The organism is Xanthobacter sp. BG11Y11_SDJG (assembly GCF_057364445.1).
Window position 1 is genome coordinate 1 of record NZ_JBNFNU010000872.1, and the last position, 595, is coordinate 595.

Genomic DNA, 595 nt, shown 5'->3' on the forward strand with positions numbered 1-595 from the left:
ACGCTCGCGCCGAGGCGCGCCGCGCCGCTGCCGGCGCGCCGGGCTCGACGCGCTGATGGCGCGCTTTCCCGATGGCGCCGAGAGGAGGCAAACGTGACCGAGAGCGTCGACATCGAACTGTCCGTGGACACCCGCAAGGCCATGGACGCGCTGGGGGCGGCCGAGGTCTCCGCGCGCGCTTCGCCAGCGCCCTGTCGGGCGCCTTCACCGGCGTGGCGCTGAAGGGCAAGGACCTCGGCACGGTGCTGGAGCAGCTCGCCCAGCGCCTCGCCAGCCTCGCGCTGACCGCGGCCCTGAAGCCGCTGGAACAGGGGCTCACCAGCCTGCTCTCCGGTGCCGTCGGCGGGCTCGGTTTCGCCGATGGCGGGGTGATCCAGCAGGGCCAGGTGAAGCCGTTCGCGCGCGGAGGCGTGGTGGCGGCGCCGACCTATTTTCCGCTCGCCTCCGGCCTCGGCCTGATGGGCGAGAAGGGGGGCGGAGGCGATCCTGCCGCTGTCGCGTGGGGCCGACGGCACGCTCGGCGTGCGCAGCGCGGAAGGCGGAGCGCGCGCGCAGCGTGACGGTGAACGTTGCGACGCCCGACCTCGCCGGCTCC

General features: G+C 74.8%; 2 protein-coding genes. Both read left to right on the forward strand.

Going from position 1 to position 595, the window contains the following annotated elements:
• Nucleotides 1-93 precede the first annotated feature (93 nt).
• The gene (locus tag AC2W7M_RS27050; protein ID WP_486136323.1) at nucleotides 94-222 is read left to right on the forward strand and encodes a hypothetical protein; all 129 of its coding nucleotides are present in this window, start codon (nucleotides 94-96) and stop codon (nucleotides 220-222) included.
• Nucleotides 213-560: a hypothetical protein gene (locus AC2W7M_RS27055; protein ID WP_486136324.1), complete on the forward strand. Its 348-nt coding sequence runs from the start codon at nucleotides 213-215 to the stop codon at nucleotides 558-560. Before AC2W7M_RS27050 ends, AC2W7M_RS27055 begins: the two co-directional genes overlap by 10 nt.
• Nucleotides 561-595: the final 35 nt, after the last annotated feature.